This is a genomic window from Streptomyces sp. NPDC101237 (genome assembly GCF_044767465.1).
GTDB lineage: Bacteria > Actinomycetota > Actinomycetes > Streptomycetales > Streptomycetaceae > Streptomyces > Streptomyces gramineus.
Window position 1 is genome coordinate 391,962 of record NZ_JBIWNY010000002.1, and the last position, 26,485, is coordinate 418,446.

General features: G+C 73.0%; 28 protein-coding genes. 14 read left to right on the forward strand and 14 right to left on the reverse strand.

The annotated features are described in order from the left end of the window. Positions 1-48 precede the first annotated feature (48 nt). The 3 genes from ACIRQ9_RS04835 to ACIRQ9_RS04845 all read left to right on the forward strand — a co-directional run bounded on the left by ACIRQ9_RS04835 (position 49) and on the right by ACIRQ9_RS04845 (position 3,357). Positions 49-288, forward strand: coding sequence for an SCO4848 family membrane protein (locus ACIRQ9_RS04835; protein WP_404167154.1), 240 nt, complete (start codon positions 49-51; stop codon positions 286-288). A gap of 16 nt (positions 289-304) precedes the next feature. After that, a complete protein-coding gene (locus ACIRQ9_RS04840; RefSeq protein WP_404167156.1) occupies positions 305-1,600 on the forward strand; it encodes a metallophosphoesterase in 1,296 nt (431 codons plus the stop codon). 215 nt (positions 1,601-1,815) lie between these two features. After that, positions 1,816-3,357, forward strand: coding sequence for an ABC transporter substrate-binding protein (locus ACIRQ9_RS04845; protein WP_404167158.1), 1,542 nt, complete (start codon positions 1,816-1,818; stop codon positions 3,355-3,357). Between the two features lie 90 nt (positions 3,358-3,447). On the opposite strand, the gene ACIRQ9_RS04850 is transcribed toward ACIRQ9_RS04845, so the two are convergent. Together ACIRQ9_RS04850 and ACIRQ9_RS04855 are read right to left on the reverse strand one after the other, a co-directional pair. Further along, complete coding sequence (locus ACIRQ9_RS04850; protein WP_404167160.1) at positions 3,448-4,884, reverse strand: sensor histidine kinase; 1,437 nt, start codon at positions 4,882-4,884, stop codon at positions 3,448-3,450. Next, entirely contained in the window at positions 4,881-5,570 is a 690-nt protein-coding gene (locus tag ACIRQ9_RS04855) for a response regulator transcription factor (RefSeq protein WP_404167162.1), read from the reverse strand. Before ACIRQ9_RS04855 ends, ACIRQ9_RS04850 begins: the two co-directional genes overlap by 4 nt. 175 nt (positions 5,571-5,745) lie before the next feature. Here ACIRQ9_RS04855 and ACIRQ9_RS04860 point away from each other — a divergent pair, with 175 nt between their 5' ends. Further along, on the forward strand, positions 5,746-8,157 hold the full coding sequence (locus tag ACIRQ9_RS04860; RefSeq protein WP_404167528.1) for an MMPL family transporter: 2,412 nt from the start codon (positions 5,746-5,748) through the stop codon (positions 8,155-8,157). Here ACIRQ9_RS04860 and ACIRQ9_RS04865 read toward each other — a convergent pair. From ACIRQ9_RS04865 to ACIRQ9_RS04880, 4 genes are all read right to left on the reverse strand, one after another. Continuing rightward, positions 8,150-8,893 carry a TetR family transcriptional regulator gene (locus tag ACIRQ9_RS04865; protein WP_404167164.1) on the reverse strand — a complete coding sequence of 248 codons (744 nt, stop codon included), beginning with the start codon at positions 8,891-8,893 and terminating at the stop codon, positions 8,150-8,152. The two genes, ACIRQ9_RS04860 and ACIRQ9_RS04865, sit on opposite strands and share 8 nt — an antisense overlap. A 9-nt stretch (positions 8,894-8,902) precedes the next feature. Then, positions 8,903-9,397 carry a thiol-disulfide oxidoreductase DCC family protein gene (locus ACIRQ9_RS04870; protein ID WP_404167166.1) on the reverse strand — a complete coding sequence of 165 codons (495 nt, stop codon included), beginning with the start codon at positions 9,395-9,397 and terminating at the stop codon, positions 8,903-8,905. Continuing rightward, entirely contained in the window at positions 9,394-9,801 is a 408-nt protein-coding gene (locus ACIRQ9_RS04875; protein ID WP_404167168.1) for a hypothetical protein, read from the reverse strand. Before ACIRQ9_RS04875 ends, ACIRQ9_RS04870 begins: the two co-directional genes overlap by 4 nt. Positions 9,802-9,895: 94 nt before the next feature. Further along, complete coding sequence (locus ACIRQ9_RS04880; protein ID WP_404167170.1) at positions 9,896-10,306, reverse strand: VOC family protein; 411 nt, start codon at positions 10,304-10,306, stop codon at positions 9,896-9,898. Positions 10,307-10,435: 129 nt separating this feature from the next. Here ACIRQ9_RS04880 and ACIRQ9_RS04885 point away from each other — a divergent pair, with 129 nt between their 5' ends. Beyond that, positions 10,436-10,876, forward strand: a complete 441-nt coding sequence (locus ACIRQ9_RS04885; protein ID WP_404167172.1) for a hypothetical protein — start codon at positions 10,436-10,438, stop codon at positions 10,874-10,876. An 88-nt stretch (positions 10,877-10,964) separates the two neighbouring features. Here the strand turns inward: ACIRQ9_RS04885 and ACIRQ9_RS04890 are convergent, their stop codons facing one another. The 5 genes from ACIRQ9_RS04890 to ACIRQ9_RS04910 all read right to left on the reverse strand — a co-directional run bounded on the left by ACIRQ9_RS04890 (position 10,965) and on the right by ACIRQ9_RS04910 (position 15,147). Continuing rightward, positions 10,965-11,744: a succinate dehydrogenase iron-sulfur subunit gene (locus tag ACIRQ9_RS04890; protein WP_404167174.1), complete on the reverse strand. Its 780-nt coding sequence runs from the start codon at positions 11,742-11,744 to the stop codon at positions 10,965-10,967. Next, positions 11,744-13,498: a succinate dehydrogenase flavoprotein subunit gene (gene sdhA / locus ACIRQ9_RS04895; RefSeq protein ID WP_351318446.1), complete on the reverse strand. Its 1,755-nt coding sequence runs from the start codon at positions 13,496-13,498 to the stop codon at positions 11,744-11,746. The genes ACIRQ9_RS04890 and sdhA overlap by 1 nt, the downstream gene beginning before the upstream one ends. A 19-nt stretch (positions 13,499-13,517) precedes the next feature. Next, positions 13,518-14,000 carry a succinate dehydrogenase hydrophobic membrane anchor subunit gene (locus tag ACIRQ9_RS04900; RefSeq protein WP_351318448.1) on the reverse strand — a complete coding sequence of 161 codons (483 nt, stop codon included), beginning with the start codon at positions 13,998-14,000 and terminating at the stop codon, positions 13,518-13,520. Between the two features lie 5 nt (positions 14,001-14,005). Further along, positions 14,006-14,386, reverse strand: coding sequence for a succinate dehydrogenase, cytochrome b556 subunit (gene sdhC / locus ACIRQ9_RS04905; RefSeq protein ID WP_404167177.1), 381 nt, complete (start codon positions 14,384-14,386; stop codon positions 14,006-14,008). A 188-nt stretch (positions 14,387-14,574) separates the two neighbouring features. Beyond that, entirely contained in the window at positions 14,575-15,147 is a 573-nt protein-coding gene (locus tag ACIRQ9_RS04910; protein WP_404167179.1) for a 2-oxo-4-hydroxy-4-carboxy-5-ureidoimidazoline decarboxylase, read from the reverse strand. Positions 15,148-15,302: 155 nt separating this feature from the next. Between ACIRQ9_RS04910 and ACIRQ9_RS04915 the strand changes: the two genes are divergently transcribed. The 9 genes from ACIRQ9_RS04915 (at position 15,303) to ACIRQ9_RS04955 (ending at position 24,753) form a co-directional block, all read left to right on the forward strand. Then, positions 15,303-16,952, forward strand: a complete 1,650-nt coding sequence (locus ACIRQ9_RS04915; RefSeq protein ID WP_404167181.1) for a glycoside hydrolase family 20 protein — start codon at positions 15,303-15,305, stop codon at positions 16,950-16,952. A gap of 110 nt (positions 16,953-17,062) precedes the next feature. After that, on the forward strand, positions 17,063-17,833 hold the full coding sequence (locus ACIRQ9_RS04920) for a DUF4328 domain-containing protein (protein WP_404167183.1): 771 nt from the start codon (positions 17,063-17,065) through the stop codon (positions 17,831-17,833). 162 nt (positions 17,834-17,995) lie between these two features. Then, the gene (locus ACIRQ9_RS04925; protein ID WP_404167185.1) at positions 17,996-18,541 is read left to right on the forward strand and encodes a hypothetical protein; all 546 of its coding nucleotides are present in this window, start codon (positions 17,996-17,998) and stop codon (positions 18,539-18,541) included. 148 nt (positions 18,542-18,689) lie between these two features. Continuing rightward, positions 18,690-19,070 carry a hypothetical protein gene (locus tag ACIRQ9_RS04930; RefSeq protein WP_404167187.1) on the forward strand — a complete coding sequence of 127 codons (381 nt, stop codon included), beginning with the start codon at positions 18,690-18,692 and terminating at the stop codon, positions 19,068-19,070. A 215-nt stretch (positions 19,071-19,285) separates the two neighbouring features. Then, the gene (locus ACIRQ9_RS04935; RefSeq protein WP_404167189.1) at positions 19,286-20,554 is read left to right on the forward strand and encodes an NAD(P)/FAD-dependent oxidoreductase; all 1,269 of its coding nucleotides are present in this window, start codon (positions 19,286-19,288) and stop codon (positions 20,552-20,554) included. Continuing rightward, positions 20,551-21,285: a DUF1365 domain-containing protein gene (locus ACIRQ9_RS04940; RefSeq protein ID WP_404167191.1), complete on the forward strand. Its 735-nt coding sequence runs from the start codon at positions 20,551-20,553 to the stop codon at positions 21,283-21,285. Before ACIRQ9_RS04935 ends, ACIRQ9_RS04940 begins: the two co-directional genes overlap by 4 nt. After that, positions 21,282-22,607: a class I SAM-dependent methyltransferase gene (locus tag ACIRQ9_RS04945; protein WP_404167193.1), complete on the forward strand. Its 1,326-nt coding sequence runs from the start codon at positions 21,282-21,284 to the stop codon at positions 22,605-22,607. The genes ACIRQ9_RS04940 and ACIRQ9_RS04945 overlap by 4 nt, the downstream gene beginning before the upstream one ends. Beyond that, positions 22,604-23,917 (forward strand): class I SAM-dependent methyltransferase, encoded by a 1,314-nt coding sequence (locus tag ACIRQ9_RS04950; protein ID WP_404167195.1) that lies wholly within the window; start codon positions 22,604-22,606, stop codon positions 23,915-23,917. The genes ACIRQ9_RS04945 and ACIRQ9_RS04950 overlap by 4 nt, the downstream gene beginning before the upstream one ends. Beyond that, positions 23,914-24,753, forward strand: coding sequence for a DUF1295 domain-containing protein (locus ACIRQ9_RS04955; RefSeq protein ID WP_404167197.1), 840 nt, complete (start codon positions 23,914-23,916; stop codon positions 24,751-24,753). The genes ACIRQ9_RS04950 and ACIRQ9_RS04955 overlap by 4 nt, the downstream gene beginning before the upstream one ends. On the opposite strand, the gene ACIRQ9_RS04960 is transcribed toward ACIRQ9_RS04955, so the two are convergent. The 3 genes from ACIRQ9_RS04960 to ACIRQ9_RS04970 are packed head-to-tail and all read right to left on the reverse strand — an operon-like array spanning position 24,716 to position 26,438. Continuing rightward, a complete protein-coding gene (locus ACIRQ9_RS04960) occupies positions 24,716-25,294 on the reverse strand; it encodes a hypothetical protein (RefSeq protein ID WP_404167199.1) in 579 nt (192 codons plus the stop codon). The two genes, ACIRQ9_RS04955 and ACIRQ9_RS04960, sit on opposite strands and share 38 nt — an antisense overlap. Next, complete coding sequence (locus ACIRQ9_RS04965) at positions 25,294-26,256, reverse strand: DUF6286 domain-containing protein (protein ID WP_404167201.1); 963 nt, start codon at positions 26,254-26,256, stop codon at positions 25,294-25,296. Before ACIRQ9_RS04965 ends, ACIRQ9_RS04960 begins: the two co-directional genes overlap by 1 nt. Then, the gene (locus ACIRQ9_RS04970; protein ID WP_404167552.1) at positions 26,253-26,438 is read right to left on the reverse strand and encodes a hypothetical protein; all 186 of its coding nucleotides are present in this window, start codon (positions 26,436-26,438) and stop codon (positions 26,253-26,255) included. The genes ACIRQ9_RS04965 and ACIRQ9_RS04970 overlap by 4 nt, the downstream gene beginning before the upstream one ends. Positions 26,439-26,485 lie beyond the last annotated feature (47 nt).

Below are 26,485 nucleotides of genomic sequence, written 5' to 3' on the forward strand. Positions count from 1 at the left end.
ACCCCACCCCGGCCACGGAACCGGACAGCCGACGGCGATACTGGACCCATGAAGCTCAGCCGTCCGGTGTCCTGGTTCCTGCTCGCGTTCGGAGTGTGGTCTTGGTTCATCTGGATCACTTTCGTCAAGAACTTGGTCAAGGACGGCAGCGGGCTGGCCTTCGACGACGGCCGTCCGACCGCGTACTTCTGGGTCCACCTGGCGCTGGCCGTCGTTTCCTTCGTATTGGGGACGGTCATCGGGGGCATCGGGTTGCGCGGAGTGCGCGCACTGCGCCGTACGTCATAGGAAGAGGCACCCCGGGGTGATCATCGTCTTCGCGCTCCTCGCCCTGGCCGTGGTGGCGGCGCTGTACGGGTACCTGTGGCGCCGCCTGGTGCGGGACACGACGTCGGGCCCGGGGGCGGCACGGCGGACCGGTACGGCCGTCTTCGTCGTCGGCCCGGTCCTGATGGTCGCGGCGCTGTCCGCCGAGGTCGGCCACGCCCCGTTCGCCCTCCAGCGGACCCTGGCCTGGCCGGGCTTCCTGTGGATGGCCCTGTCGCTGTACCTGCTGCTGGCGGTGGTGGCCGGCGAGGTCATCCGGCCCCTGGTCACCCGCCTCTGGCAACGCCTCTCTCCCGAGCACCCCGCTCCCGAGCACCCCGCTCCCGAGCACCCCGGTGCGGAGCGTCCCGCTCCCGAGCGCCCCGCCGAGGACGGGGAGGACCGCGCCGCGGATCCCCGCGACGAACAACCGTCGCAACCTACCGAAACCGCCCCAAGCAATACAAACCCGTCCCGCCGTCTCGTCGTCTCGCGGTTCGTCGGCGGCGCGGCCGCCACCGCCGCGGTCGCCACCGTCGGCCTGGGCACCTACGGCGTGCTGCGCGGCCCCGCGGTGAGACGCGTCACCGTCCCCCTCGCCAAGCTCCCCCGCTCCGCCGACGGTTACCGCATCGCCGTGGTGAGCGACATCCACCTCGGCCCGGTCCTCGGCCGCGGCTTCGCCCAGCGGGTCGTCGACACGATCAACGCCACACAGCCCGACCTGATCGCGGTCGTCGGCGACCTCGTCGACGGCAGCGTCAAGGACCTCGGCCCCGCCGCGGCCCCGCTCGCCGGGCTGTCGGCACGGCACGGCGCCTACTTCGTCACCGGCAACCACGAGTACTTCTCCGGTGCCGACCAGTGGGTGGAGGAGGTGCGCCGGCTCGGCCTGCGTCCGCTGCAGAACGCCCGGACCGAACTGGCCGGCTTCGACCTCGCCGGGGTCAACGACATCGCCGGCGAGAGCTCGGGCCGGGGCCCGGACTTCGACCGGGCGCTCGGCGACCGCGACCCGGCCCGCGCCTGCGTGCTCCTCGCCCACCAGCCCGTCCAGATCCACGAGGCCGTCCGCCACCACGTCGACCTGCAGCTCTCCGGCCACACCCACGGCGGCCAGCTCTGGCCCGGCGACCTGATCGCGGCCGCCGCCAACCCGACCGTCGCCGGTCTCGACCGCTACGGCGACACCCAGCTGTACGTCTCCCGGGGCGCCGGCGCCTGGGGCCCGCCCACCCGCGTCGGCGCGCCCTCCGACATCACCGTCATCGAACTGGCGTCGAAGCGGGCGTGAACGCAGGGTTCCTGTGCGGGAGCTGTGAAATACGGGAGAAACAGGCGCTCGGTAAGTTCTTTCCCATCTGGGCGGATCACTCTTCCCCCACACGAAACACCTGTGGTTAGGTGAGCCGCGTCACTTAGGGGAGTGGCACTTGTGGAGGGCCTGGGCAGGGCCTGGAACGGGCCCGTGCGGGTCCTGGGGAGGGCACCACCGTGCGATCTGTTCGCATGCGGATTCTCGTGACGCTTCTCGTCCTGGCGATCGTGGGGATCGGCGGCTGGCAGCTGCTGCCGTCGCAGGGCGACAAGAACAAGACGATCATCGTCGGTACGACCGACGCCGTCACCTCGCTCGACCCGGCCGGCGCCTACGACGCCGGATCCTGGGCACTGTTCAACAACGTGTTCCAGTCGTTGCTGACCTTCGAGCCCGGCGGCGTCCAGCCGGTCCCGGACGCGGCGCAGAAGTGCGACTTCACGGACACCGGGCTGCGGACGTACCGGTGCGTCCTGCGGGACGGGATCACCTTCCCGAGCGGCCGGGCGATGACCGCCGAGGACGTGAAGTTCTCCTTCGACCGCGTCAAGAAGATCAACTCCGACGTGGGGCCGTCGTCGCTGTTCTCGACGCTGTCCTCGGTCACCGCCTCCGGCGACACCGTGACCTTCCACCTGGCGTCCCCGGACGCGACGTTCCCGTTCAAGGTGGCGACCGGCGCCGGTTCGATCGTGGACAAGGACGACTACCCGGCGGACAGCCTGCGCACCGGCACCTCGGTGGCCGGCACCGGTCCGTACCGCCTGACCTCGTACATCCCGGGCAAGCGGGCCGACCTGCGCCCCAACGGCTCCTACAAGGGCGCTCTCGACAGCACCGGCCGGCCCGTCACGCTCGACTACTACAAGGACTCGGCCAGGCTCAGCAGTGCGTACAAGGCGAAGCAGATCGACGTCGCCACCCGGACGCTGCCGCCGGACATGGTCTCCAAGCTCTCGCCGAGCGACCCCGACCAGCGCGTCTCGGAGTCCGACAGCGCCGAGACCCGCAACCTGTACTTCAACACCCGCAAGAACTCCGCCCTGCACGACGTCCTGGTCCGCCGCGCGCTGGCCTGGCTGGTCAACCGCGAGGAGCTGGCCGCCTCCGTGTACGACGGGACGGTGGAGCCGCTGTACTCGCTGATCCCGACCGGTCTCACGGGCCACACCACGTCCTTCTTCGACTCCTACCCCTCCCAGAGCGTCGCCAAGGCGAAGGCGCTGCTGGAGCAGGCGGGCGTCAGCACCCCGGTCGAGTTCACCTTCGGCTACGGCATCGGCCACGGTGCCGGAGCCGAGGAGGCCGCCGCGCTGAAGAAGCAGCTGGAGGCCGGCGGCCTGTTCAAGGTCGACGTCAAGGGATACGAGTGGACCGACTTCCAGAAGTCCTGGGCCACCGGCAAGATGGACGCCTGGGCGGTCGGCTGGGTCGCCGACTACCCCGACCCGGACACCTTCGGCGCCTCCCTGGTCGGCAGCGACTCCACGATGAGCACCGGATACAGCAACCACGCCGTCGACAGCCTGATCAATGACAGCCGGCGGTACGCCGACCGGGGCCGCGTCGACGCGGACTTCCGCACCATCCAGACGGACGTGGCCACCGACGTCCCGCTGATCCCGCTGTGGCAGCGCACGGACTACGTCGTCAGCGTCGAGGACATCGGCGGCACCCAGTACCTCACCGACAGCACCGGCCTGTTCCGGCTGTGGAGTCTGGACTGGATCTGACGGAGACCTGAGGGACCCGCACCCCGCGCACCGCCCCGATCCGGAGGCGGGCGTGGGGTGCGGCGCGTCCGGGCGGGAAGCCCCCCGCGTTCAGACCGACCGCAGGGACACGGTGACGGCCAGGCCCTGACCGGGCGCCGTCCGCACCCACACCTCGCCGCCGTGCGCGTCCACCACGCCCTGCACGATCGCCATCCCGAGCCCGCTGCCCTCCGCGCTGCCCACCCGGAAGAACCGGTCGAAGATCCGCGCCGCGTCCTCCTCCGCGAGCCCCGGCCCCTCGTCGGCGACACACACCCGCACCACCCCGTCCGACCGCTCCACCCCCAGCCGCACCGCCGCGTCCACCGGCGTGTGGGTACGGACGTTGGCGACCAGGTTCCCCAGCACCTGCCGCAGACCCGACTCGTCGGCCCGGACCAGGACCGCCCCCTCGGCGCTCACGGCGACCCGCCGCGCCGGCTGCTGGGCCCGCAGGTCCTCCGCCGCGTCCCGGACCAGCCGGCTCACGTCGACGTTCCGGAACCGGATCTCGGGCCGCTGGTCGAGCCGCGCCAGCAGCAGCAGTTCGTCGACGAGCCGTCCCATCCGGTCCACCTCGCCGTGCATCCGGTCCCAGGCCCGCCGCCGCTCCCCGGGCTCGCGCAGCATCCCTTTGTCGTAGAGCTGGAGGTAGCCGCGGATGGCGGCCAGCGGCGTGCGCAGCTCGTGCGAGGCGTCGGCGACGAACCGGCGCAGCTGGGCCGCGCTGCGCTCACGGGTCCGGTAGGCCGTCTCCACCTGGTGCAGCATGGAGTTGAGAGCGAGGCGCAGCTGCTCGACCTCCTCCGTCGGATGCCGGCTGGAGGGCACCCGCCGGGTCAGGTCGCCCTCGGCGATCGCCGACGACGTCTCCACCATGCCCTCCAGCGGCAGCAGGCAGCGCCGCGAGCTGAACATGGTCAGGCAGGCCAGCAGCGCCAGCAGCAGCGCGCCGACCGCGAAGTCGAGCCGGAGCGCCTTGGCTATGCCCTCGTGCAGCAGCTCGGTCGAGGTGGCCAGCAGGATGTAGGGGCCGTCGGCGAGCCGGGTCGCCGTCACCCGGTACATCGCGCCGTGCACGGTGACGTCGCCCGGGTCGGCGCCCGCGGCGAGGGCGCGCGGGTCGTGCACGGCCGCCGCCAGCCCGCGCTGGGCCTCGGTCGGCGCGATGCCGAAGATCTCCACGGGACGGCTCCCGCCGTCGACGACGGCGAAGATCGAGCCCGGTGCCGGGTCGGACTCCGACGGCACCACCCGGTCACGGATCACGCCGAGCGTGCCGAGCGAGTCGACCTGGCGCAGGGTGAGACCCGAACCGCCCAGCGAGGTACGCATCTTGAGCAGGGAGGAGTCGACCTGGTCGAGGAGGTACAGCCGCATGCCCATGATGCTGACCGTGGTCGCCGCCACGATGCCGACGGCGAGCAGGCCGACGTTGGCGAGGGTCAGCTTGCCGCGCAGCGAGTGCATGCCGTGCCGGTGGCGGCGGCGCTTCGCGACCTTCATGCCAGGCCGTATCCGACGCCCCGCCGGGTGGTGATCACCGGCGCGCCCAGAGCGTCCAGTTTGCGCCGCAGGTAGCTGATGTAGGTCTCCACGACGGTCGATTCGGACGGCGCGTGCTCGTACTGCCAGACGTGCCGCAGGAGTTGGTCCTTCGGGACGATCCGGCCGCCGTTGCGCACCAGGAAGCGCAGCAGCGCGTACTCGGTCGGGGTCAGCTCCACCGAACGGCCCGCCCGGTGCACCGAGTACGTCGTCTCGTCCAGTTCCAGGTCGCCGTAGCGCAGCGGCGGGCGCTGCTGGATGACGTCGGCCGGACGGGTGCGGCGCAGCACCGCCCCGATCCGGGCGACGACCTCGTCGATGTTGAACGGTTTGGTGATGTAGTCGTCGCCGTAGCCGAGCGCGCCGACTATCTCCGCCGGCGCGTCCCGGGCGGTCAGGAAGACCAGCGCCAGGTCCGGCTGCCGGGCGCGCAGTTCACGGGCCAGGGCCCGGCCGTCGCCGTCCGGCAGCATCACGTCCAGCAGGGCCGCGTCGGGGCGGGTGCGTTCGGCCAGCGTGAGGGCGTCCCGGACGGTGCCGGCCGTCATCACCTCGAACCGGTGGTAGCGCAGGGCGATGGCGAGGACGTCCGCGATGCTCGGCTCGTCCTCCACGACCAGCACGGTGCTGCCTGGAGCCGTCATGCCCCCAGTATCCGCGCGGGCGCCGACGGCGGGGGGCGCACAGCTTTGGAGTTCCTTGAGAGTCATGCGCGCCCGGTGTCCCCGCGCCGCTTCCGCCGCCAATCCTGGTGCCCAGGACCTGGGGGACCGACCGACCGAACTCATTTGATTCAAGGAGCTGTTGAGCGTGACGGCATTGGCGCGGTGGTGCTATCGGCACCGGCTGGTGGTCCTGTTGGTGTGGGTGGGGGCGCTGTTCGGCATGGGCTTCTCGGCCTCGTCGGCGGGGACGGACTACGCGAACGTCTTCTCCCTCCCGGACACGGACTCCAAGACCGCCTACGACCTGATGCAGAAGGCCTTCCCGAACACCTCGGGCGACACGGACACCGTGGTCTGGAAGGTCACCCGGGGCTCGGTCCGGGACCAGGCGGTCCGCGACCGCGTCCAGCCGGCCCTCGACGCCATCGCGAAGGTGCCGGGTGTCGGCGCGGTCGCCGGCCCCTACGACGGTCCCCGGGGCGGGGCGCAGATCAGCCGGGACGGCACGATCGCCTACGCCCAGCTCACCTTCGTCCAGCGCGCGAACGAGATCCCGAAGGACGTCGTCCAGAAGGTGCTCGACACCGCCCAGGGCGCCGAACGCGGGGGACTTGAGGTCGAGTTGGGCGGCCAGGCGATCCAGCGCGTGCAGGAGCCGCCGCAGGGCCTGTCCGAGACGGTCGGCATCGTCGCCGCCGCGGTCGTGCTCTTCCTGGCGTTCGGCTCGTTCTTCGCGATGACCCTCCCGATCGCGATCGCCGTCTTCGGCGTGGGCATGGGGCTGTTCTCCACCCAGCTCCTCAGCCACACCACGAACATCCCCGACATCGCCCCGCTGCTCGCGTCCCTGATCGGCCTCGGCGTCGGCATCGACTACGCCCTGTTCATCGTCACCCGGCACCGCCGGGGCATCCTGCGCGGCATGGACCCCGAGGAGTCGGCGGTCACCGCTCTCAACACCTCGGGCCGGGCGGTGCTGTTCGCGGGCGGCACGGTCTGCATCGCGCTGGCCGGCATGCTGGTCACCCGGCTCCGCTTCCTGGACGGCGTGGTCATCGGCACCTCCCTGACGGTGGTGCTCAGCGTCCTGGCCGCCACCACGCTGCTCCCCGCCCTGCTGGGCTTCCTCGGCCCGCGCGTCCTCAGCCGCCGCCAGCGCCGCCGGCTGGCCGCCGAGGGCCCGGCGCCGGAGCGGGCGAGCGGCCTCGCGGCCCGCTGGTCGGCGAACGTTCAGAAGCGCCCGAGGCGCATCGCCGCCCTCGCCCTGGTCGTCATGGCGGTCCTCGCCGTGCCGGTGTTCTCGCTGCGCCTGGGCGCCACCGACCAGGGCAACGACGACGCGTCCACGACCACCAGGAAGGCCTACGACCTGCTCGCCGAGGGCTTCGGCCCCGGCTTCAACGGACCGCTCCAGGTGGTCAGTTCGGGCGGTGACACGGCCGGGCTCGTCGAGGACATCCGGGCGACCGCCGGAGTGGCCCGGGCCGCCGCGCTGCCGCCCGCGCGGGGCGTGACGGTGATCCAGGTCGTGCCGACCACCTCGCCGCAGTCCAAGGAGACCGACGACCTCATCGACACCCTCCGGGACCGGGTCATCCCGAAGGCGGGCGCGGACGCCCACGTGGGCGGCGTGACGGCGGTCTCCAAGGACTTCGCCGCGGTCACCGGCGACCGGCTGCCGCTGTTCGTCGCCACGATCATCGGCCTCGGCTTCCTGCTCCTGATGGTCGCCTTCCGCTCCCTGGTGGTCCCGCTGACCGCCGCGCTGATGAACCTGATCGCGGCGGCGGCCTCCTTCGGCGTGCTGGTCGCGGTGTTCCAGTGGGGCTGGGGCCTGGACCTGCTGGGCCTCGGCAAGGAGGGCCCGATCAACGCCTTCCTCCCCGTCATCATGCTGTCCCTGCTCTTCGGCCTCTCGATGGACTACCAGGTGTTCCTGGTGAGCCGGATGCACGAGGAGTGGGTGCACACCAGGGACAACGCGCGGGCGGTCCGGGTGGGCCTCGCCGAGACCAGCCGGGTCATCAACAGCGCGGCCCTGATCATGGTCTGCGTCTTCCTGGCCTTCGTGCTGAGCGGCGACTCGGGCGCGGCGATGGCGGGCGTGGGCCTGGCGGCGGCGGTGGCACTCGACGCGTTCGTCCTCCGTACCGCGCTGGTACCGGCGGCGATGCACCTGCTCGGCACGTCGAACTGGTGGCTGCCGGGCTGGCTGGAGCGGCGCCTCCCGCACCTCGCCGTGGAGCCGCAGGAGGAGCCCGCGGCCGCCGCGCCGGACGCTCCGTCCGGTCCGGCCACGGCCGTCCACGGGTTCGTCCGCACGGCGGACGGCGACCCGGTCGAGGGCGCCTCGGTGACCCTGATGTCCAAGGGCGGCCGCCGGCTGGACCGTGTCACGTCCCTGGCGGACGGCTCCTACATCGTGTCCGTCCCCGCGCCGGGCGCCTACCTGCTGGCGGTGACGTCACCGTCGTACGGCTCCAGGGCCCGGCACCTGACGGTGGCGGAGGGGCCGCTGGTGTACGACGTGGAGCTGACCGGGGACGAGGTGGACGCCGTCACGTAGCGCGGCGCCCCTGCGCCGCCGGATCCGGCAGGACCCGGGTCATGCCCGGCAGGAAGTCGGTGAACAGCTCGTGCACCTCCAGCACGAGCGGCCGAAGCACCCGGAACCGCGCGAGGGAGACGCCTCGCGCGGTCAGCCGGGCCCCGCGTTCGGCGAGCCGGTAGCTGCGCTCCCGGCCCTCGGTCCTGTCGAAGATCCAGTACAGGACCAGGCCCATCTGCGAGAGCCACATCAGCTCGGGCAGGACGTCCCGGAGTTCGGGCGCGACCTTGGTTTTCGCGCCGGCCAGCACCTCCCGGTGCACGCTGATCGCCTCGGCGCGCGCGTGCTCGCTCTCCGGCGAGAACGGGCTGAGCGGGCTGTCCGGGTCGGCGGCGTTCTTGAAGAAGTGGACCGCGAACTCGTGGTACGGCAGGGCGATGTCCAGCCACACCTTGAGAACGCCCGCGAGCCGCGCCTCCAGGTCGGTCTCCCGGTCCAGGACCTCGCGGACCGCCACCCGGTGCTCGGCGGCGAGCTGGTCGTAGAAGCCCTGGATCAGGTGCTCCTTGCCGGCGAAGTAGTAGTACGCGTTGCCGACGGAGACCCCGGCCTCGGCCGCGATGGCCCGCATCGTGGTCTTCTCGTAGCCGCGCTCCCGGAACAGCCGCATCGCCGTCTCCAGGATCAGCGCGCGGGTCTGTTCGGACTTGCTCGGCGTACCGGCCTCGACGGGACCGTCGTTCTTCGCGGACACGGACAGAGCCTAACCAGTGGCGCAGGCGTCGCCCGCACAGCCCGGGGGGTTGTAGGTCCAGCCGAGCCCCGGGTCGTACGCCCAGCCGTCGCCCCGCCGGTAGACCCGCCCGCCCCACTGGGCGCCCCGCCAGCGGGCGGCGGCGAGCACCGCGCCCCGGGCCAGCCGGGCGCCGGCCGGGGTGCTCAGCCGGTGGGCCAGCGGCCGGTGCTCCCGCAGCGCCCACAGGACCACGATCCAGGCGGCCGTCTCCCGGTAGACCTGGCCCGAGTCGCCGACGACGGTGACCTCGTCCAGGGTGGCGGAGTGGTCGAGGCCGGGGAAGCGGGCACGGGCCTCGGCCGAGGCCGCCGGGATCAGGGTGAGCGGCACCAGCTGCGGCTGCCGGACGAGCCAGTCCCGCAGGTGGGCGCAGAGCGAGCACTCGGCGTCGTAGAGGACGGTGAGCCCGCGGACCGGGACGCGCGCGGCGTCCCGGTCGCCGGTGACCCGCACGGTGCTCACGCCCCGGCCGCCGGTGCGGTCCAGCCCTGCGGCGGGACGGGCGGCAGCTGCTCCTTCTCCATGACCCCGCGGCGCCGTATCCGGTTGAGGACGTACACGTTCCCGAGGTGCATCACGCCGAGCACCAGCAGGACGACGCCGAGCTTGGTCGACAGGGCCTCGAAGACGCCCCGGGTGTCCTGGACGGTGTCGCTGGTGTGCAGGTACAGCGCGACGAAGCCGAGGTTGACGAGGTAGAAGCCGACCACCAGGAGGTGGTTGACGGCGTCGGCGAGCTGTTCGTTGCCGTGCAGCACGTCGGAGAGGAAGATCCGTCCGTTGCGGCTGAGCGTGCGGGCCACCCAGATGGTCAGTCCGATGCTGACGAGCAGGTAGATCACGTAGGTGATGACCGTGCGGTCCATGCCCCACCCCTTCTTGAACGCGTTCAAAACGCTGACAGGGATGACTGTAGACCTACTTTTGAACGTGTTCAACTCGTCTGCGGGGTGACCGCGTTCACGTCCGCCGGGCCAGCTCCGGCCGCTTGCCGTAGTCGGTGAAACCGACGACGTTGCCCCACGGGTCGGCGATCTCGACGGTCCATCCGGTGGCGACGGAGAACGGCGCGTCGAGCACGGCGATCCCGGCCTCCGTCAGCCGCCGCGCCGCCACCCGGGCGTCCGGCACCTCCAGCCACAGCCGCGGCGCGGCCCACACCGGGGTGCGCCGGCCGAGCCCCGCCTCGGCCCGCAGCAGGATGCCGGGCGTCTCGCCGCCGACCTTCAGCAGGGCGATGCCGGCCTCGTCGAACCGGAACCCGACCGTGAACCCGGCCCGTTCGTAGAAGGCGACGGCGTCCGCGAGATCCCCGACGGGGAGCAGAACATGGTCGAACCCGAGCAGTTCGTACGACTCGTCATCTGACATGCGATCAGATTAGGTGCGGAGATGTCGCTTGCCCGGCGGGCTGACCGCGGGGTCACTCAATGGGCCGAGACGGCGCCCGCCGCGTCGCTACTCTGGGCGCTCGGCACGGCGCATGCACAGGGGGCGGACATGACTCCGGGGACAGAGGCCTTCTTCGGCGAGGTACGGACGGCCTTCGCCGACGTCGCGGAGCGGCTCGGACTGGACGGGCCGGGCACCGACGAGCCGGACCGGCATCTCGCCGTGGCGACCTACAGCGGGTGCGGGGTGACCTACAAGGTGGTCCTCGGCCTGTGGCAGGGCGACGTCGGGATCCACGCCTGCCGGGAGACCGCCTCGACCGAGTGCAAGGTCGGCGTCGAGGAACTGGCCCTCACCGCGGGCGTCGTGGACCACCGCAGCGCCGTCTCCTTCGGCGCGCGCAGCCTCCGCCAGCTGCGCAGATCCCTGACCGGCCAGATCCGGTACGTCGAACTCGTCCACCCGCTGGTGTCGGGCCCGCCGGATCCGGCGCTGGCCCTGATGCGCGCGGCCGGTGCCCGCGAGTGGCGCAGGCCCGCCGCCGGATGAGGCCCGCGGCGGCGGTGCCCGGCCGCGAACGCCGCGGGCCCCGCCTCCCCGGATGAGGGAGACGGGGCCCGCGGCCGGGCGGCGCAGGTCAGAAGCGGCGCGTGATGAGCGCTCGCTTCACCTCCTGGATCGCCTTGGTGACCTCGATACCGCGCGGGCAGGCGTCCGTGCAGTTGAAGGTCGTGCGGCAGCGCCACACGCCGTCGCGGTCGTTGAGGATCTCCAGGCGCTGCTCACCGGCCTCGTCACGCGAGTCGAAGATGAAGCGGTGCGCGTTGACGATCGCGGCCGGGCCGAAGTACTGGCCGTCGTTCCAGAAGACCGGGCAGGACGAGGTGCACGCGGCGCACAGGATGCACTTCGTGGTGTCGTCGAAGCGCTCGCGGTCCTCGGCGGTCTGCAGACGCTCGCGCGTCGGCTCGTTGGTGTCCTTCGTGATGAGGAACGGCATCACGTCCCGGTACGCCTGGAAGAACGGCTCCATGTCGACGACCAGGTCCTTGAGGACCGTCAGGCCCTTGATGGGCTCGACCGTGATCGGCTTCTCGGGGTTGATGTCCTTGATCAGCGTCTTGCACGCCAGGCGGTTCTTGCCGTTGATCCGCATCGCGTCCGAGCCGCAGATGCCGTGCGCGCAGGAACGGCGGAAGGTCAGCGTGCCGTCGACGTCCCACTTGATCTTGTGGAGACCGTCGAGGACGCGCTCCTTGGGGTCGATCTCCAGCTGGAAGTCCTCCCAGACGGCGTCCGCGGAGACCTCGGGGTTGAAGCGGCGGATCCGGAAGGTGACCGTGATGTAGGGGGAGTCGGCGAAGCCGGGCTCGGGCCGGCCGGCCTCGTCCGCCTTGTCCAGAACGGGGGTTGCCATCAGTACTTACGCTCCATCGGCTGGTAGCGGGTCTGGACGACCGGCTTGTAATCGAGACGGATGGACTCCGTGCCGTCGTCGCCCACCTCGCGGTACGCCATCGTGTGGCGCATGAAGTTGACGTCGTCGCGGTTGGGGTAGTCCTCGCGGTAGTGGCCGCCGCGCGACTCCTTGCGGGCCAGCGCGGAGACCGCCATGACCTCGGCCAGGTCCAGCAGGTTGCCCAGCTCGATGGCCTCCAGCAGGTCGGTGTTGAACCGCTTGCCCTTGTCCTGGATCGAGACGTTGCGGTAGCGCTCGCGCAGTTCCGCGATCTTCTCCACGGCCGTCTTGATCGTCTGCTCGGTACGGAACACCATGACGTTGGCGTCCATCGTGTCCTGCAGCTCCCGGCGGAGCGTGGCGACCCGCTCGTTGCCCGTGGAGGTGCGCAGCCGCTCGATCTGCGAGACGACGAAACCGGCCGGGTCCTCCGGCAGGTCCGTGTAGTCCACGGTGTGGCTGTAGTCGGCGGCCGCGATGCCCGCCCGGCGGCCGAACACGTTGATGTCCAGGAGGCTGTTGGTGCCCAGGCGGTTGGCGCCGTGCACCGACACGCAGGCGACCTCGCCGGCCGCGTACAGGCCCGGGACGACCGTGGTGTTGTCGATCAGGACCTCACCCTCGACGTTCGTCGGGATGCCGCCCATGGCGTAGTGCGCGGTGGGCTGGATCGGGATCGGGTCCGTGTACGGCTCGATACCGAGATAGGTGCGCGCGAACTCGGTGATGTCCGGGAGCTTGGCGTCCAGCTGCTCCGGCGGGAGGTGGGTGAGGTCGAGGTAGACGTGGTCGCCCTCGGGACCGCAGCCGCGGCCCTCCCGGATCTCCGTGTAGATGGAGCGCGAGACGACGTCACGGGACGCGAGGTCCTTCATGACCGGCGCGTACTTCTCCATGAAGCGCTCGCCGTCCTTGTTGCGGAGGATGCCGCCCTCACCGCGGGCGCCCTCCGTCAGCAGGATGCCCATGCGCCAGATGCCGGTCGGGTGGAACTGGAAGAACTCCATGTCCTCCAGCGGCAGGCCGCGCCGGTAGACCGCCGCCTGGCCGTCACCGGTCAGCGTGTGGGCGTTGGACGTCACCCGGAAGAACTTGCCGGTGCCGCCGGAGGCGTAGATGACCGCCTTCGCCTGGAAGATGTGGATCTCACCGGTGGCCAGCTCGTAGGCGACCACGCCGGACGACTTCTTGACGCCGTCGACCTCGGTGATCAGCTGGTCCAGGACGTAGAACTCGTTGAAGAACTCCACGCCCTCCTTGACGCAGTTCTGGTACAGCGTCTGGAGGATCATGTGGCCGGTGCGGTCGGCCGCGTAGCAGGACCGGCGGACCGGTGCCTCGCCGTGGTTGCGGGAGTGACCGCCGAACCGGCGCTGGTCGATGGTGCCGTCGGGCGTCCGGTTGAACGGCAGGCCCATCTTCTCCAGGTCGAGGACGGCGTCGATGGCCTCCTTCGCCAGGATCTCGGCGGCGTCCTGGTCGACCAGGTAGTCACCGCCCTTGACCGTGTCGAAGGTGTGCCACTCCCAGTTGTCCTCCTCCACGTTGGCCAGCGCGGCGGCCATGCCGCCCTGCGCGGCGCCCGTGTGGGAGCGGGTGGGGTAGAGCTTGGTCAGGACCGCGGTGCGGCTGCGCTTGGTGGACTCGATGGCCGCGCGCATGCCCGCGCCACCGGCGCCGACGATGACGGTGTCGTACTTGTGGATCTTCATGATTCTCGCAGCCCCGTGCCTAGCGGATGTTCGGGTCGAAGGTGAAGATCACCAGCGTGCCCAGCAGGATGGTGAACACCGTGGCGGTGTAGAGCAGGCCCTTCAGCCACAGCCGGGTGTTCGCGCGCTCCGCGTAGTCGTTGATGACCGTGCGCAGACCGTTGGCGCCGTGCAGCATCGCGAGCCAGAGCATCAGCAGGTCCCAGACCTGCCAGAACGGGCTCGCCCAGCGGCCGGCCACGAAGGCGAAGCCGATCTTCGACACGCCGCCGTCGAGCACGAGCTGGATCAGCAGGTGGCCGAGGACCAGGACGACCAGCACGACGCCGGACAGCCGCATGAACAGCCACGCGGCCATCTCGAAGTTGCCCCGGGTGGAACGCGGGGTCTTCGCGGTGCGCCTGCGCGGGGCCTCGATGAGGGGAGCCGGGTTGTCGACGTTGAAGAGGGGAGCGCCCTCGACGGGGCCGACGCCGGCTGCGGTGGATTCAGTGGTCGACATCTGCGTCAGCTCCCGAACAGGACACGAGCGGCGTGGCCGAGAACGGGGTAAAGGGCCCCGGCCATCAGGACGACCCAGACACCCACGGCCGTCCAGAGCATCTGCTTCTGGTAGCGCGGGCCCTTCGACCAGAAGTCGACGGCGATGACGCGCAGGCCGTTGAGCGCGTGGAAGAGGATGGCGGCGACGAGGCCGTACTCCAGCAGCGCGACGATCGGCGTCTTGTACGTGGCTACGACCTTGTCGTAGTCCTCGGGCGAGACACGGACGAGAGCGGTGTCCAGGACGTGAACGAACAGGAAGAAGAAAATGAGGACGCCGGTGACTCGGTGAGCCACCCAGGACCACATTCCTTCCCGGCCGCGGTACAGCGTTCCAGCCGGCACGGAAGTCCCTCCGGGAGCGGGGATTGGGGCCGCGCCGGCTTGGTGTCGGTCGGGCCCGGCCGGGTACGGTCCACCGGCCCCCAGCATCGTAGCGATGCGCCGCCGCCGGGCTTACGCCGGGCCTACCGGTGTGATCAAAGTGGCACGCTTATGGGTTAGCCGGGCGGCGTCCGGGGCGGCTTGTTCGGTCATGTGCCGGACGCCGGCGCGTTCGGACTGGTCGCTCCGCGCGGCGGAGCCGCCGCCGGATGCGGCCCGGCGCCCCTGAGCAGGTCCGCCAGGCGGCCCTGGGCGAGACGCCTGAGTTGCTCCGCGGACGTCACCCGCTCGTCCTCCGGATCGTTCTTCAGGCGTGAGTAGATGCCTTCCAGCACACGGTCCAGGCGCTCGTCCGACGGGGTGTCGCCCAGGTGGATGACGAACACGTGTCCGAACTTGGCCTCGTAGGCGGCATGGGCCGCGGTCAGGGCCGTGTGGGCCGCCGAGTAGGTGTCCTCGGGCAGCTCGGGCAGCGACTCGCCGGCCAGGGCGTCGGTGAGGTCCGGCCGGGACAGGTCGTAGGCCGCCTCGTCGGCCGCGGCCAGCAGGGACTCCACGTCCGGGTAGGGGCGGTGGTCGGCGAGCCGCCGGGACCACCGCGGGCTGCGCAGGCAGTGCAGGAGCAGGGCGCCGACCTCCGCGTCCGGGGCGGCGTTGAACGCGTCCAGCGGAGTGGGGAGGTGCGGCAGACGGTGGGCGGCCAGCGTAGGTCCTCGCGTCACATGTGGTGTGGCAGGGGATGCTGTGAGAGATGTGTCGTAGACGTTATCGAGGACGTTCATGGTGTGTCGGTTGGTTGCCTCAATTTCACCCGAACGAGAGAGTTTCCGAGCAGTTGGATGACGGCTGAGCGGTGGAAGGGCAATAGGTTGGAGCGGTGAGCCAGCACAAGCGCAGGCCTTCGGCGCGCCAGGCGGCACGGAAGCGCGCGGTGATCGCGACGGCCTTCGTGGTGGCCGTCGCCCTCGGCACCGGCATCGGCGTGTGGGCCGCCACCTCGGGCGGCGACGGCGGCGACACGGCCGGTTCGGGCGTCCGGCCCTCCTCCGCCGGCGCGGCGGACTCCTCGTCGGCGGCCGCCACCCCGACCCGCAGCTATCCGCTGTCCAAGGCCCCGCGCACCATCCCCGCCGTGCGCTCCCACACCGCCGCCCGCGGCCCCGGCTGGCGGCCCGCGCGGGGCGAACGGGTCGTGGTGAGCGACGCGGCGCTGGCGGACGAGGGACGGCTGACGGCGGGCGAGCTGGGACTGTCGTACGCGGGCCGGAAGGCGGCGAACGAGGACGTCAGACCCGGTGACGTGCGGCTCGACCTCGGCGGCACGGGCGACCCGGAGTCGTACACGATGACCGTGCGCGGCGGGGCGGTGCGGATCAGCGGGCCCGGTGACGCGGGGGTCTTCTACGGCACCCGGACGCTCAAGCAGGAGGTGCGGGGCGCCGGCGCCGCCCCCGAGGGCGTGGTGAAGGACCAGCCGGCCAAGCCGGTGCGCGGCTTCATGCTGGACATCGCCCGCAAGCCCTTCACGGCCGACTGGATCGAGAACCGGATAAAGGAACTCGGCGACCTGAAGTTCAACCAGCTCGGGCTGCACTTCTCCGACGACCAGGGGTTCCGGATCGAGTCCACCACCCACCCCGAGATCGTCTCCCGCGACCATCTGACCAAGGCCCAGGTCAAGCAGATCGTCGACCTCGCCGCCGGCCGGCACATCCAGGTGGTGCCCGAGATCGACTCGCCCGGCCACCTCGGCGCCGTCCTCGCCGCCCACCCCGAACTCCAGCTCCGCGACGCCCGGGGCGTGGCCACCAGGGGCGCCGTCGACATCTCCCTGGACGCCTCGGCGAAGATCGTCGACGACCTCCTCGACGAGTACGCCGACCTGTTCCCCGGCTCCTCCTGGAACCTCGGCGGCGACGAGTACCAGGCGCTCACCGCCGCCGACCCGCAGGCCTCCTACCCGCAGCTGGCGGACGCCGCCCGCGAGGCCTACGGCTCCTCGGGCACCGTCGCCGACCTGACCACCAACTGGCTCAACGACCGGGCCGACACCGTCCGCGCCCACGACCGCACCCTGCGGGTCTGGAACGACGGCTTCTTCCGGAACACCTCCGTGCGGCCCGCCAAGGACCTCCAGGTCGCCTACTGGACCGGCAAGGAGATCGGCGCCCGGCAGCCGGCCGAGTACCTGAGCGCCGGCCGGGACGTCCTCAACTACAACGACGAGTACCTCTACTACGTGCTCGGAGAACCCAACACCTTCGTCTATCCGACCGGGCAGCGGATCTACCAGCAGTGGACCCCGCGCGTGCTGCGCGGCACCACCGCCGTGGCCGCCCGCTACGACCCGCAGATCCTCGGCGGCTCCTTCGCCGTCTGGTGCGACCTCGCCGGCTCCCAGACCCAGGACCAGGTCGCCGCCGGCATCCGGATGCCGCTGCGGGCCGTGATCCAGAAGCTCTGGGACCCCGGCGCCCCGGCCCTGTCCTGGACGGACTTCACGGCCCTGGCCGGCCGGCTGGGCTGACATCCGCCGGAAGGTGCCCGGGAGGTGGACGTACGGCGGTGCCGGGCCGTATGTTCCGCTTCCGCGCGCGGACCAGGGGAGAGCCGCGTGGACTGCCCCGGGGGACCGCCGTGAACTGCGCCCGCTGCCGCCACTTCGCCGCCGCGCCCGGCGCCACCCTGTGCGACCGGTGCCGGGCCGCCCCGCCCGAACCCGTCCGCGAGCCGGTGACCGGCGGCGCGCCGGGAGCGCGGCCCCGCTCGCCCGTGGGCCTCGGCTGGGCCGCCGCGGTGCTGCTCGGCGCGGTCGTCGCCGCCGACCTGTTCGCCCTCTGGGCGGACCTCCGGCAGTACGACGCCGTGGGCGACCTGGTGAACGGCGAGGCCGGCGCCGAGGTGTTCCGGCGTGCCGACAGCGCAGGCCGGCTGGTCGCTCTCGCTGCCGAAGGCCGTTCCGTCACGATGGTCGCCTGCGTGGTCGTGTACCTGTGCTGGTTCAACCGGGTGCGCGCCAACGCCGAGATCTTCGACCCGGCCGCGCAGAGCAGGGCGCCCGGCTGGGCGGTCGGCGGGTGGTTCGTGCCGGTGGTGAGCCTCTGGTTCCCGCGCCGGATCACCCTCGACATCTGGCGCGCCGGCGGCCCGCGCGGGACCCCTCCGCCGCACCTCCTGGTCAACGTGTGGTGGACGGCGTGGCTGGCCACCCTGCTCGTCGGCCGCCTGGCGCAGACCGCCTACGACGCCGCCGAGGACGCGGCCCTGGTGCGCGCGGCGACCGGCGAGATGCTGATCCGGGACGTCGTCGACATCGTCGCCGCCGTCCTCGCGATCCTCGTCGTGCTGCGGCTGACCCGGGTGCAGCACGAGAGGGCGACCGGGGTCGTCGTCCCGGCCGCGCGCTGACCGGCGAGGCCGCCGCGGTTGGCCGAAAACCCTTTCTCCGGCCCGCCCGGTCCGCCGGTTCCGGAACCGCTGTGACACTCCCGGGCGCTCGCACGCTGTAAGGGGAAGTGCGGGCTCCGTACAGGTCGGCGCCTTGGTACATACCGTTGTGGGAGGCGTGGGATGAGCCTGGTTGAGCTGATCGCTCAGGCCGATGAGCGCGGACTGGCCGCCAGCGGACTGGCTTGTTTGGATCGGTGCGTGCCGCTGCTCGGCGGTGACGACCTGGTGCTGCGGCCGCTGTGGACGAGCCTGGCCGACGGCTCCGGATGGGGCGCGGGCCTGGAGCAGGCCCGGGACGCCCTCGACACCGGCGAGGCCGAGGCCGAACTGCTCGCCCGCCGGATGCTCGACGGCGCCCCCGCGGACCGCGCCCCCGACGAGATGCGGCGGTGGGCCGACGCCTGCTCCGTCGCCTCGCTGCACATCCACCGGCTCCTGGACCCCGCCGAGGACCCGGCACCGGCCGCGGTGGTCGACAGCCGCCGCGAGGGCGGCGCCGAGGACATGTCCCCGCTGGTGGCCGCCGAACTGCGCCGGCAGGTCACCGTCCTGGAACTGGTCGCCGGTCACGGCGCGGCCGGGCTGCGCCACGCGCTGGACGTCTCGACCGAGGGCCGCCGCGTACTGCGCGCGGTGGTGTCCCGCCGGGCCCGCGGGCGCGGCTGAACCGGGCGGTCGCAACGGGTTCCTGTGAGCACTCCGCGAGGATGCCGCGGCGGACTTGCGGGGGTCCTGCGCCGGTTGTCGCAACACCCCGGAACAGAGTGACGAAACCCTTGCCGACCTCGCTTTTCCCTGTGTGACAGTTCACCACGTGACAGCACAGCAGCAGACCAGGCCGCACGCCGCCACGAAACCGGCCCGCTGGGCGGCGGACGCGGTGGCCATGATGCGCGAGGGCGCACGGGTCCGGCTCGACTACTCCGCGCAGAGCCTGTGGCGGGTCGACCGGGTGATCGAGGAGATACGCCGGGAGGGCGCGCCGTACGAGGCGGTACGCGAGATGCTGCGCGGCCTCGGGTGCTACGCCGGCGAGGTGGTCGTCCGGCACACCGGCGCCCAGTGGTGGTCCTCCGGCGGCGACCACTGGGTCCGCACCCCCGACGGCCGGCTCTGGGACCCCGTCGAGGAGGCCCGGCGCTGCTACGGCGGCCACGGCTCGCTGCGGCTGCTGTGCCGGGACGCGATGAGATAGCGGGCCGCCGCCGGCCGGCCGCGGCCGGGGGCGTCCGCGATCCGGGCGAATAGCCTCCGACCTGCTGTTTCCCCGCCGTGCGGGGCGCGGCGGGGAGGAGCTGCCGCCGCTGCCCGCGACCGCCCGCACACCCGCCCGAGATCGCGGCCAATCCATCGTCCGACCTGCTCCGGATTACGCGTGGAAGCTGATCGGCGAGCGCGGGAGAGACAACGATGGAGCGGACGCCGCGGACGGCCGTGGTGGGATCCGGAGTCGCGGGGCTGACCGCCGCGCACATCCTCGGCCGGACCCACCACGTCACGCTGTACGAGGCCGACGACCGGCTCGGCGGCCACGCGCACACGCACGAGCTGATCTCGCCCCACGACGGGCGGGTGCACCGGGTGGACTCCGGGTTCATCGTGCACAACCGGCGCACCTACCCGCACCTGCTGCGGCTCTTCGACGAACTCGGCGTCCCCACGCAGGAGTCGGAGATGAGCATGTCGGTGCGGTGCGAGGGGTGCGGCCTCGAGTACGCGGGCGCCCGCGGCGCCGCCGGACTCTTCGCCCAGCCCCGCAACCTGCTGCGCGGCCGGTACCTGCGGCTGCTGGCCGAGGTGCCCGCCTTCCACCGCGCGGCCCGGCGGCTGCTCGCGGCGGGCGGCGAGGACACGCTCACGCTCGGCGCGTTCCTGGACCGGGAGGGCTTCTCCGGCTACTTCCGCGCCCACTTCGTGACCCCGGTGGTGTCGGCCGTGTGGTCCTGCGACGCCGCGACCGCCCAGCGCTACCCGGCCGCCTACCTGTTCCGGTTCCTGGCCCACCACGGCATGCTCTCGGTGACCGGTTCGCCGGTGTGGCGCACGGTGCGCGGCGGCTCGCGCGAGTACGTCGACCGGATCGCGAAGCAACTCCCCGAGGTCCTCACCGGCACGCCCGTACGGGCCGTACGCCGCCATGACCGGGGCGCCGAGGTGACGGCCGCGGACGGGACGAGCCGGTCCTACGACGCCGTGGTGATCGCCGTCCATCCCGACCAGGCCCTGCGGCTGCTCGCCGACCCCACCGACACCGAACGCGCGGTGCTCGGCGCGCTGCCCTACACGCGCAACGCCACGCTCCTGCACACCGACACCCGCCTGCTGCCGCGGGCCGCGGGCGCCCGCGCCTCCTGGAACTACCTGATGCCGTCCTGCGCGGCGGGCGCCGACCGGGTCCGGGTCAGCTACGACATGAACCGGCTGCAACGCCTCGACGCCACCGAGACGTTCGTGGTCACCCTGGGCGGCGAGGACCGCGTCGACCCCGGCCGGGTACTGGCCCGCATGGTCTACGAACACCCCCTCTACACGCCCGAGTCGCTGGCCGCACAGCGCCGGCTGCCCGAACTGAACAGTCCCGTCTGCGCGTTCGCGGGCGCCTACCACGGCTGGGGATTCCACGAGGACGGCTGCCGTTCCGGCGCCGAGGCCGCCGCGGCCCTGGGGACGCGCTGGTGACCGACGTTCCGGCCCTCTACCCGTGCACGGTCGCCCACGTGCGCACCGCACCCCGGCGGTACGTGCTGCGGCACCGCACCTACCTGTGGCTCATCGACCCGGACCGGCCGCCCACGCTCCCGCGCCCGCTGCGGCCGCTCGCCCGGTTCGACGCCCGCGACCACTTCACCGGCGACCGGCCCACGATCCGGGCCGCACTGGAGGACTTCCTCGCCGGGCACGGCGTGTCCCTGGACGGCGGACGCGTGGTCATGCTCGGCCACGCCCGGGTCTTCGGCCACGTCTTCAACCCCCTCACCCTGTACTGGTGCCACGGCCCCGACGGTGAACTGCGCTGCGTGGTCGCCGAGGTGCACAACACCTACGGCGGCCGGCACGGCTACCTGCTGCGCCCGGACGGGACCGGCACCGCCCGCGCCGACAAACGGTTCTACGTCTCGCCGTTCTTCCCGGTCGACGGCGGCTACCGGATGCGGCTGCCGCCGCCGGGACAGCGGCTCGACCTGACCGTGCACCTGGACCGCGAGGGCGGCCGTGCCTTCACCGCGACGGTGCGGGGAACCCGGCGGGCGGCGACCCCGGCGGCCCTGCTGCGGCTGGCACTGCGCAGGCCCTGGTCCACGCTCGCCGTCTCGGCCGCCATCAGATTCCACGGCATCCGCCTCTACCTGCGTGGGCTGCCCGTCCAGCCCCGGCCCGACCACCACCGCACCCCGGAGAAGACCACATGAGGGCAGCAGACCCCGCCCCCACCACCGCCGCCGTACCCGCCGCCCGCCCGGCCCCCGGCGATCCCGCCCCCTCCGCTCCCGGCGGCCGCCCGGCCCCCGCCGACGCCACCCGCTGGCCCGACGTCGCCCGGGTGCCCGCCTCCTCCCGGGCCCGCACCGCCATAGCCCGGACCGTGGTCCGCCGGGCGCTGAGCGGGCTGCCGCTGCGGGCGGAGTTCGAAGGCGCCGAGCCCGTCGGGCGCGGCGGCCCGTTGCTGGTGGTGCGGGACCCGGACGCCTTCCACGCCCGTGTCGGCACCGGCGGCCTGGTCGGGTTCGGCGAGTCGTACATGGCCGGCGAGTGGGACGCCCCCGACCCGGTCGCCGTCCTCACGGTGCTCGCCGCGCACGCCGCCGACCTGGTCCCGGCCCCGCTGCAGCGGCTGCGCCGCCTGTGGGCGCTGCGCCACCCGCACGACGAGCGCAACACCCCCGACGGCTCCCGCGCGAACATCAGCCGCCACTACGACCTCTCCAACGACCTCTTCGCCCTCTTCCTCGACGACACGCTGACCTACTCGTCGGCCGTCTTCCGGGGCTTCCCGGCCGCCTGGGACCGGCTCGCCGCCGCCCAGCACCGCAAGATCGACCGACTGCTCGACCTGGCCGGCGTCGGCGCGGGCACCCGGCTGCTGGAGATCGGCACCGGCTGGGGCGAACTGGCCCTGCGGGCCGCCGCCCGCGGCGCCCGCGTCACCTCGCTCACCCTCTCCCGGGAGCAGCGCGCCCTGGCCCTGGAGCGGGTGGGCGCGGCGGGCCTCGGCGACCGGGTCGACATCCAGCTGCGCGACTACCGCGAGGCACGCGGGACGTACGACGTCGTGGTCAGCGTGGAGATGATCGAGGCGGTCGGCGCCGAGTTCTGGCCGGTGTACTTCCGCACCCTGGACGACCGGCTCGCCCCCGGCGGCCGGGCGGCGATCCAGGCCATCACCATGCCGCACGAGCGGATGCTCGCCTCCCAGGACACCTTCACCTGGATCCACAAGTACGTCTTCCCCGGCGGCCTCATCCCCTCCACACAGGCCGTCGAGGAGACCGTCCGCGACCACACCGGGCTGCGCCTGACCCGCCGCGACGCGTTCGGCGCCCACTACGCCGAGACCCTGCGCCTGTGGCGGGAGCGCTTCACCGAACGCGCCGACGACGTCGCCGCGCTCGGCTTCGACGAGACCTTCCGCCGCCTGTGGACCTTCTACCTCGCCTACTCCGAGGCCGGGTTCCGCGCCGGCTACCTCGATGTGCAGCAGTACCTCTTCACCAAGGAGAACCCTGCCCCATGACCAGCACCGCACCCGTCGAGGCCCCGGGCGCCGCCCACCGGCTCACCGCTCTCGCCGAGGACTTCCTCGGCGGCCCGCTGCCGGTGCGGCTGCGCGCCTGGGACGGCAGCGAGAGCGGCCCGGCCGACGCCCCCGTGGTGGTCCTGCGGTCCCGGCGCGCCCTGCGCCGCCTGCTGTGGCAGCCCGGCGAACTCGGCCTGGCGCAGGCGTACGTCACCGGGGAACTCGACATCGAGGGCGACCTCGCGCAGGGCCTGCGGACCGTATGGGCCGCCCAGCGCGAACGGGGACTGCGCCCGCCGCGGCTCGGCCCCGCCGACCGGACCCGTGCCCTCGCCACCGCCGCCCGCCTCGGCGTGCTCGGCCCGCGCCCCGCCGCACCCGCCGCGCAGGCCCGGCTCCGCGGCCGCCTGCACAGCCGGTCCCGCGACCGGGCCGCGATCAGCCACCACTACGACCTGTCCAACGACTTCTACGGCCTGCTCCTCGACGAGACCATGGCCTACTCCTGCGGCTACTGGACGAGCGAGGACCCCGGGTACGGACCCGCCGACGCGCAGCGGGCGAAACTGGAACTGATCTGCCGCAAGCTCGCCCTGCGTCCCGGCTCCCGGCTGCTGGACATCGGCTGCGGCTGGGGCTCGCTCACCCTGCACGCTGCCGAACACCACGGGGCCGTGGTCACCGCCGTCACGCTGGCCGCGGAACAGGCCGCGTACGTCCGCGAGCGGGTCGCCGAGCGCGGCCTGGCCGAGCGGGTGACGGTGGTGTGCCAGGACTACCGGGACATCGACGGCGGCGACTACGACGCCGTCTCCTCCGTCGAGATGGGCGAGCACGTCGGCGACGCCGAGTACCCGGCGTTCGCCGCCGCCCTGCACCGGCTGGTCCGCCCGCGCGGACGGGTCCTCGTCCAGCAGATGTCACGCGGCACCGGCAACCCCGGCGGCGGTCCCTTCATCGAGGCCTACATCGCGCCCGACATGCACATGCGCCCGCTCGGCGAGACCGTGGCCCTCCTGGAGAGGGCGCACCTGGAGGTGCGGCACACCGAGTCGCTGCGCGAGCACTACTCCCGGACGATCCGCGCCTGGCACCGAACCCTGGAGGACCGCTGGGCGTCGTTCGTCCGCCTCACCGGCGAGGAGACCGCACGCGTGTGGCGGCTGTACCTGGTCGGCGGTGCGCTCGCCTTCGAGGAGGGACGCATGGGCGTCGACCAGATCCTGAGCGTGCGGCCCGGCCCCGGCGGTGACAGCGCCATGCCGCTCACCCCGCACCGGTGGTACGAGGGGCTGGACGAGCGGTGAACGGATTCCCGTGGGGCGCGTTCGCCGTCAACCTGGGCTGGGGCGCCGTCGCGGCCCTCGCCGTCATGCTCGTCACCTTCGCCGTCGCGGTCCGCGTGGGCCTGCACCGGATCGTGGACGTGGCCTGGGGCGTCGGCTTCGCCGCCGTCGCCGCCGTGACCCTCGCGGCCTCCGCCGGGCACGGCGACCTCGTGCGGCGGGTGCTGGTCACGGCGCTGACCGTGGTGTGGGGGCTGCGGCTGGCCGTCCACATCGCCCGCCGCGGCCGGGGCCACGGCGAGGACCCGCGCTACGAGGCGATGCTCGCCAAGGCCCCCGGCAGCCGCGACGCCTACGCCCTGCGCAAGGTCTACCTGCTCCAGGGCGCCCTCGTCTGGCTGATCTCGCTGCCCGTCCAGGCCGCGCAGTACGTGCCCGGCCGGCCGTCCCCGCTCGCCTGGGCCGGCGTCGCGCTGTGGGCCCTGGGGATCGGCTTCGAGGCGGTCGGCGACGCCCAGCTCGCCCGCTTCAAGGCCGACCCCGCCAACCGGGGACGGATCATGGACCGGGGCCTGTGGTCCTGGACCCGGCACCCCAACTACTTCGGGGACTTCTGCGTCTGGTGGGGCCTGTTCCTGCTCGCCTGCGACTCCCCGCAGGCGGCCGCCGTCTCCGCGCTCTCGCCGCTCCTGATGAGCTTCCTGCTCATCGGGGGCAGCGGGAAACGGCTGCTGGAACGCCACATGGCCGACCGGCCCGGCTTCGCCGAGTACCGAGCCCGCACCAGCGGCTTCTTCCCCCGCCCGCCGCGGCCGCCGGTCAGCGGACCCGAGGTACGCGGTGCGACACGGCGCTGAGCCGGAGCCGGGTGTGCGCGGTGTACGGGGCGGCCGACTCGCCGGCCTCGGCGGTCACCGCGCACAGGGCGGGCAGCACGGCCCGAGGGGAGACGCCGGGCCGCAGCCAGACCCGTAGCCGCACCTCCAGCCGGAGCCGGGCCCCGGGCAGCACCCGGGCCCGGCTGCGGGCGACCCCGGGAACCGTGGCCGCGCGCTGGGCGAGGGCCTCGGCCAGCGCCTGGGGACGCACGGTGCACTCCGGGGCGCCCGGCGACAGCGGCCGGGACGGCCCGCCGCGGATCCGGGTGCGCAACCAGTGGCCGAGGAGCACGGTGAGCACGACCGCCGCGCCCACCGTCACGGGAGTCCACCAGCCCTCGCCGCGCTGCCGGGCCACGTCGAGCACACCCCGGTGGACGGCCCCGGGCGAGGGCCACCACGACGGCAGCCGCCGCCCGGCGCCGGTCCCGGTGACCGTGAGCCATGCGCCCGCCGCCAGGAGCGCCACCCCCGATCCGGCGAGGACGCACCGGTTGACGACGGCACGGGCCTGCCTCATCACAGGCCTCCTTCCAGGACGGCGTCGGCGGCGGCAGCCGGGGCGGGTCCCGGCAGGGGTGAGGGCTCCGGGGGGCGCCAGGCGGCGGACAGGGTGACGCGGGCGCGGACCGCGCGGCGCCGGCGCGGGGCGCAGGACGCCAGTGCCTCCTCCGCCGCGGCCACGACGTCGGCCCGGGTCCGGGCGCGGTCGCCGTACGACAGCGTGACCCGCACGGAGACCCGGCGGCGCGCCCGGACACGTACCGCGCCGATGCCGGGCACCGCGCCCACCGCGTCCCGGACCAGGGCCTCGACGGCCGGGCGGTCGACCGACGCGACGACCCGCGGCGCGGGCGCGCACACCGTGGACCGCCCGCGCAGCCCGGGAGTGACGGCGAGCACGACCGCCCACAGACCGAGCAGCGCCGTCAGGGCGCCCAGCGCGACCACCGACGGGTCGCCCGGCCCGTGCCCCGCCGCCCAGCGCACGGCCGCGACCCGCCAGGCGGCGGCCGGACGGTGCCCGACGTGCACCAGGACCAGATCCACCGCGAGCGCGCCGCAGGCCGCGGTGGCCACGGCGGCCTGCAGGGCGACCGGCACCCCGCGCGCCGACCACACGCGGCGCGGCGCCCGGCCCTCGGCCGGGGCCGTGGACGGGGCGGACGCCGGGACCCGGACCGCGGCCGGCTCCAGCGCGGTGACCGTGATCCGCGGCGCGGGCAGGTCGAGCCCGGTCAGCTCACTGGTCCGCCCGGCCACGTGCCGCTGCACCTCGCGGACCGTCTCGGCCAGGGGGGCCGGATAGGGCAGCGTCACGGCGAGCGCCACCCGCGCCCGGCCGCCGCGCACCGACGCCGCGCCCTTCGCGGGCCGTGCGGCGGGCCGGTCCGCGAGCGCCTCGCCGGCCGCCCGCTCGGCGATCCGGCGCACCACCCGGTCGGCGACCGTGGTGGTGCCCCGCTGCGCTGCGGCGGTCATCGGTTCCTCCGCTCGAAGGCGTCCCGCACGTCCTGGACCGTGCCGCCGCCCTCGGCCCAGCGGCCCGCCGCCCAGCCGAGGCCGCCGAGCGCGGCCACCAGCAGGAACGCGCCGAAGCCGCCGAAGAATCCGGCGAACGCCAGGGCCATTCCCGCGATCATCCCTACGAACGGTGCGCGCACGCCCGTCCACCTCCCACTGGATCCGCTGCTGTCCGCTGCCGTCGGAG

Excerpts from the sequence above, each read along its gene's own strand:
- ACIRQ9_RS04850 (WP_404167160.1), bottom strand. The coding sequence starts at position 4,884 with ATGAAGGTCGCGAAGCGCCGCCGCCACCGGCACGGCATGCACTCGCTG.
- ACIRQ9_RS04885 (WP_404167172.1), top strand. The coding sequence starts at position 10,436 with ATGACTCCGGGGACAGAGGCCTTCTTCGGCGAGGTACGGACGGCCTTC.
- ACIRQ9_RS04945 (WP_404167193.1), top strand. The coding sequence starts at position 21,282 with ATGAGGGCAGCAGACCCCGCCCCCACCACCGCCGCCGTACCCGCCGCC.
- sdhA (WP_351318446.1), bottom strand. The coding sequence starts at position 13,498 with ATGAAGATCCACAAGTACGACACCGTCATCGTCGGCGCCGGTGGCGCG.
- ACIRQ9_RS04965 (WP_404167201.1), bottom strand. The coding sequence starts at position 26,256 with ATGACCGCCGCAGCGCAGCGGGGCACCACCACGGTCGCCGACCGGGTG.
- ACIRQ9_RS04835 (WP_404167154.1), top strand. The coding sequence starts at position 49 with ATGAAGCTCAGCCGTCCGGTGTCCTGGTTCCTGCTCGCGTTCGGAGTG.
- ACIRQ9_RS04875 (WP_404167168.1), bottom strand. The coding sequence starts at position 9,801 with ATGGACCGCACGGTCATCACCTACGTGATCTACCTGCTCGTCAGCATC.
- ACIRQ9_RS04960 (WP_404167199.1), bottom strand. The coding sequence starts at position 25,294 with ATGAGGCAGGCCCGTGCCGTCGTCAACCGGTGCGTCCTCGCCGGATCG.
- ACIRQ9_RS04855 (WP_404167162.1), bottom strand. The coding sequence starts at position 5,570 with ATGACGGCTCCAGGCAGCACCGTGCTGGTCGTGGAGGACGAGCCGAGC.
- ACIRQ9_RS04900 (WP_351318448.1), bottom strand. The coding sequence starts at position 14,000 with ATGTCGACCACTGAATCCACCGCAGCCGGCGTCGGCCCCGTCGAGGGC.
- ACIRQ9_RS04880 (WP_404167170.1), bottom strand. The coding sequence starts at position 10,306 with ATGTCAGATGACGAGTCGTACGAACTGCTCGGGTTCGACCATGTTCTG.
- ACIRQ9_RS04890 (WP_404167174.1), bottom strand. The coding sequence starts at position 11,744 with ATGGCAACCCCCGTTCTGGACAAGGCGGACGAGGCCGGCCGGCCCGAG.
- ACIRQ9_RS04925 (WP_404167185.1), top strand. The coding sequence starts at position 17,996 with ATGAGCCTGGTTGAGCTGATCGCTCAGGCCGATGAGCGCGGACTGGCC.
- ACIRQ9_RS04935 (WP_404167189.1), top strand. The coding sequence starts at position 19,286 with ATGGAGCGGACGCCGCGGACGGCCGTGGTGGGATCCGGAGTCGCGGGG.
- ACIRQ9_RS04950 (WP_404167195.1), top strand. The coding sequence starts at position 22,604 with ATGACCAGCACCGCACCCGTCGAGGCCCCGGGCGCCGCCCACCGGCTC.
- ACIRQ9_RS04845 (WP_404167158.1), top strand. The coding sequence starts at position 1,816 with ATGCGGATTCTCGTGACGCTTCTCGTCCTGGCGATCGTGGGGATCGGC.